Genomic DNA, 4,306 nt, shown 5'->3' on the forward strand with positions numbered 1-4,306 from the left:
TTTCACTTTTCGTGTGTTTTATGCCGCAGCAAAGGCGGGGTGGACGCATACGCCCCGGAAGCCGCGATACTTTCCCTCGATGTGCTTGGAGAAGGTCAGGCCATACTTCCCGGCATTTTTCAGCAGGAACTGGCTGAACTTCTTTTGCGGAACAGGCGATTCCAGATTATCCTCGCACCACTTGGTGTAGGCGCGGTAGAGATAGGTGGAGCGTTCCTCGGTGTCGGGCTTGAAGCGGACATACGCCGTTGCCTGCATGAACTGGGTCAGGTTGTCGCTGTCCGCCATGGCTGCTTCGAGGTTCTGAATGGAGCGCTCGCTGATGGTAAACTGATAGCGGTTCGCCAGCAGACGGTGTAACCCCTCCAGCATCCACAGCAGGATGCCGGGACGCTCCTCGGACAATTCTTCGATGAGGAACGGGTTATCCACCCGGGCAGGGTCACGGTCTTTCACCGTGACGAGGATCTGCCTGCGCCAGAAGCCGTCGCTGTCATCGTGAGCGGCCACAAGGTTGCCATTGCCGAAGCAGATGAAACGAACGTACAGCAAGCCTTGGACAGCCTGCTTGTTTTTCCGCTCGATGCACAAACGGTCCTCGGCGGTGACGATGGACTTGATGTTCCGTGTTTCGGGCAGCGCCACCATGTTCAGGTCGTCATCGACCATGACCAGCTTGTACTCCAGATTTGCACTGGCAAAGCGGTTCGTTTCGATGCGGAGGATGGATTCGGAGTGAGAGGCTTCCCCGAACAGCTTCTTCAGCAGCAAGCCGATGCGGGATTTTCCCTCGCCGCCCTTGCCGGTCATGACCAGCATCTTCTGCGCCTTGGTAGACGGGATCAGGAGATAGCCAAGGTATTCCTGCAAGGTCAGAATGTCCTCCGGGATGAGCAGACCATCCAGAAATTCCAGCCACTTGGTCGGTGCGGGGGCATCGGGCTGGTATTCCACGGGGAGCCGGTTCAGGCAGAGTTCCTTTTCCGGCACAAAGCCCCGCTCGTCCAGAAAGTAGGTTCCGTTCTGGAGATGGATGCGGTCAAGCTGGGGTTTCCATTCAGGGGTATAGGTTTCGATACGGAGTGCGTCCAGAACCTGCTTCTCCTTCTTGGCAAGGTTGTCGAGCACAAAGTCACGGAGGTTGCTGTGGACTTCGTAGAGCAGTGCGTCCTCATCTACCTCGCCGTTCTGGTCGAACAGCTTCTGTTTCAGGCACATCATAGGGTGTTTCTCTAAAAGGTACTGGCAGTAAGCGGTTTCACGTACTTTGCCCTTACTGTCTACCCAAGGGCATTCGCATTCTTCCTCTTCTTCCAGTTCGTCCTCATCACGCCAATCGTCGTTCCTCTTTTTCCAGTCGCTCATGCAATCCCTCCCAATACTTCCGTAGCTCGTTTTCGGTCTGCGGGTCCGGGAGCACCGAACAGTCCAGATAATATTCAACGATGTCAAGGTTCTTTATCGCTTCAAGGAAGCAGGGGTGAAGTCCTTCTGTGGGTGACTGCGGTGCGTATCGGACCCGCCAACGCTGCAGACAGCGGTAATAGTCCAGCAGCTGCTGCCGGACGGTGGGCGGTCTGCGGGGAGCAAGCCGCACCTTGCCGTCGGCAAGTGCCATGCCGAAATCGTTCTTCAACTTTTCCACAGCCTTATAGGGAGAAAGTTGAAAAAGTCTGCCGACAAAATCGATCACATCGCCATCCGCCTGACAGGCGAAACAGTGGAAACGGCTGTCCACCTTCATGCTGGGGTGTTTATCCCCGTGGAAGGGGCAGCACATCATGCCGTTCCGGTTTACGGCGAAGCCGTATAGCTCCGCTGCCTGCCGGGTCGAGATGGCGTTTTTTACGTCCGAAAAGACAGAGGTGCTACCCTCCGTCCCAATGGGCGGGGTACAGGCGAAAGGACGAAGCCCGGTGAGGGGCGTGGGTGAGGTTGGGTTTATTCACACATCGATCCGTCAGAGTGTTGTTCATTTGACCTCCTGCTGCGGTACGGCGTGGCTGCGCTCCTCCTTGCGGAAGAAGGCTTCCACGTTCTGTTGTGCGGTGCGGAGTTCACGCAGTTCGATCTGCGCTTTCTTGTAGCGGGTGTAGAACCCGTTTTTCTCCGAGGAAAGGGTCTGGTATTCGGCATCCAGCTTTTTGAGGTCCGGCAGCGTCCTGAGCCCATTGGCCTTGAAATAGGCGCAGGCGGCCTCGTACACAGCAAACTCTGCACGGTGCTGCTCCTTGAACTTGGTGGGATTCCGCACAGTCTGGAGCTTCTGTGCAAGAGGCTTGTACTGCCAATAGACCACAAGATGCCCGCGCAGCTCCTTGAGGGAGACCATACGGGCATCCATGTCTTTGACCACCGCCAGTGCATCGTCGTGCTGGGTTTGCAGTTCGGCAATGCGCTGGTGCAGGGCATCTTCGCTGAGCAGCTTTTTCTCCTGCAGGAGACACAGGGTCTGCGACCAGCGTTTGAGGTTGAACTTTTTCGCCCAACGCTCATAGCCGATGCCCTTGCCCGCAGCAACGTTTGCCTGAATGTCAACCAGTTTCCTGATCTTATCCGGCTTCTTCTCGCTGCTGGGCTGGATGATGGCGGCAAGCTGGATGTTCTGGGAGAGGGCGGTCAGCACCTGCTCCTTTTCCAGCTTCTTGCTCAGTTTCTTGGCGGTGATGAACTTTGTCCGGCCGGGCGGGCAGTAGCTCAACCGGCCTCGGCTCTCTTTCACGGCGATGCCGTGTTCCTGCATGAGCAATGCAGAAAATTCCTCGAAGGTGGTGGTCTTGTTCAGCACAGCGTAGATCTGCTTTCGCAGCTTGTCCAGTTCGGTCTGATAGACGGTCTGGGTGGGCTGCTGCCCTTCGGCGGCAAGTTTGGCGTTGGCATGGTCGAGGCGGCGTTGTCCGCGCCGCTGCGCCCAATACTCCCGCTCGGAAACATGGTCGCCTTGGGCTTCCAGCAGGTTGATCTGGTTCAGGTCGGCTTGCTCGCACATTTCCATGACTGCGACACGAAGGTGCCGGAGCATGGCAGAGGTGCAGCGGTGCTTCTTGCCCGCTTCCCAGTCGCACGGCTTGTCCATGAAGGGCTGCCGTTCCACGGTGCGGACGCGCAAGCTGCCGATGACGATGTGGATGTGGATATTCCCGGCACTGTTGTGACCGTCCGGGTGGGTGCAGACGATGGCGGGATGACCGGGGAAGTTGTCCTTGCAGAACTGCAAGCCAAGGGCTTGCGCCCGCTCCATGGTCAGGCCGTTCTCTACTGCGTCCTTCAGGTCGAAGCTAATGATATAATGGTGGGTCTTCACGTCCTCCCGCCTGCCGTTCTTGCCGTACTTGCGATTGGCAATCAGGCAGGCCATAGCGAACGAGGATTCGCCGCACTCAAGGGTGTCGAGCAGGTACGAATCCCGCAGCTTGGGTCTGCCCTTCTCGTCCAGAATGGGCAGGCCGGTGTATTCGTTGTGCTGAAAGGTGAGATAGCTTTCGGCGGCGGCATAGTTAGAGTTCTTCGAGCTTAAATGCTTGATGGTTGCCATACAGTTCACCAACCGTTTCTTCGGCTTTCAGCCGAAAGTTCGTGAGTGCGGACAGTTCCTCCAGAATTTGCGCCCGGAGCTGCTCGGTGTCTTTGCCATCGGAGTTGAAGTGCCGTGCAAGCTGGTTGAGGTTGCTTCCCACCTTGCTGCACTGAGCAGACAAGGCGGCAAGCGCCGCCAGTGCATCCTCGCCGCCCTGCGCCACCACAACGGTGTGCTTGACGTTCACGCCGTACAGGACGCGGCGGACGAGTTCGGATTGGGTGAGGTGGAGTTCTTTGCAGGCGTATGCGATCCGCAGTTTTTCTTCTGCGGTCACTCGGACTTTGATGATGTGTGTCTTTCGTTTTTGCGGCGTGTCATTGCGGTTCTTCTTTGCGTGTACGTTCGGACTTTTCATTTCAGCCATATTCGACCTCCTGTGAAAATGATAAATGCCCGCTCCGGGATGGAGAGGGCTATGTAATGCGACACGCCGCATTCGCACCAACGGTGCGAAGCTAGAGCAGGGTTTGGGGAAGGCACTCCCCAACAAGTGGCAGACCATGTGACAGAACATTTTCAAGCATTGAAAATTTGTGGCCACAGGTCGATACTTGCTTTCGCCCTTTCCGTGCAACACTGAAAATTTCAGAAGTCGAACCGCAATGCACGTTGAAAATTTTGCAGAGCAAAACGTGTGAAAAGGCAAAGCCCCTGCTCATGGTCACCGTTCACACCGAACGCAGTTCCTGCCCCTGTTTTGCAGCGGCGTTGTCCGGCTCGCCCACA

General features: G+C 56.6%; 4 protein-coding genes. All 4 read right to left on the bottom strand.

The features are described from left to right. Positions 1-18: 18 nt before the first annotated feature. Positions 19-1,365, bottom strand: a complete 1,347-nt coding sequence (locus tag F3G95_RS13590; RefSeq protein ID WP_149795369.1) for a phage/plasmid primase, P4 family — start codon at positions 1,363-1,365, stop codon at positions 19-21. Beyond that, positions 1,328-1,783 (bottom strand): CHC2 zinc finger domain-containing protein, encoded by a 456-nt coding sequence (locus F3G95_RS13595; protein WP_149795370.1) that lies wholly within the window; start codon positions 1,781-1,783, stop codon positions 1,328-1,330. Before F3G95_RS13595 ends, F3G95_RS13590 begins: the two co-directional genes overlap by 38 nt. Before the next feature lie 189 nt (positions 1,784-1,972). After that, entirely contained in the window at positions 1,973-3,535 is a 1,563-nt protein-coding gene (locus tag F3G95_RS13600; protein ID WP_149795371.1) for a relaxase/mobilization nuclease domain-containing protein, read from the bottom strand. Beyond that, complete coding sequence (gene mobC, locus F3G95_RS13605) at positions 3,498-3,944, bottom strand: plasmid mobilization relaxosome protein MobC (protein WP_149795372.1); 447 nt, start codon at positions 3,942-3,944, stop codon at positions 3,498-3,500. Before mobC ends, F3G95_RS13600 begins: the two co-directional genes overlap by 38 nt. Positions 3,945-4,306 lie beyond the last annotated feature (362 nt).

This window comes from Faecalibacterium sp. Marseille-P9312 (genome assembly GCF_902497445.1).
Taxonomy (GTDB): domain Bacteria; phylum Bacillota; class Clostridia; order Oscillospirales; family Ruminococcaceae; genus Faecalibacterium; species Faecalibacterium longum.

Coding starts and splice junctions, on each gene's coding strand:
- F3G95_RS13600 (WP_149795371.1), bottom strand. CDS start 3,535: ATGGCAACCATCAAGCATTTAAGCTCGAAGAACTCTAACTATGCCGCC.
- F3G95_RS13595 (WP_149795370.1), bottom strand. CDS start 1,783: ATGATGTGCTGCCCCTTCCACGGGGATAAACACCCCAGCATGAAGGTG.
- mobC (WP_149795372.1), bottom strand. CDS start 3,944: ATGGCTGAAATGAAAAGTCCGAACGTACACGCAAAGAAGAACCGCAAT.
- F3G95_RS13590 (WP_149795369.1), bottom strand. CDS start 1,365: ATGAGCGACTGGAAAAAGAGGAACGACGATTGGCGTGATGAGGACGAA.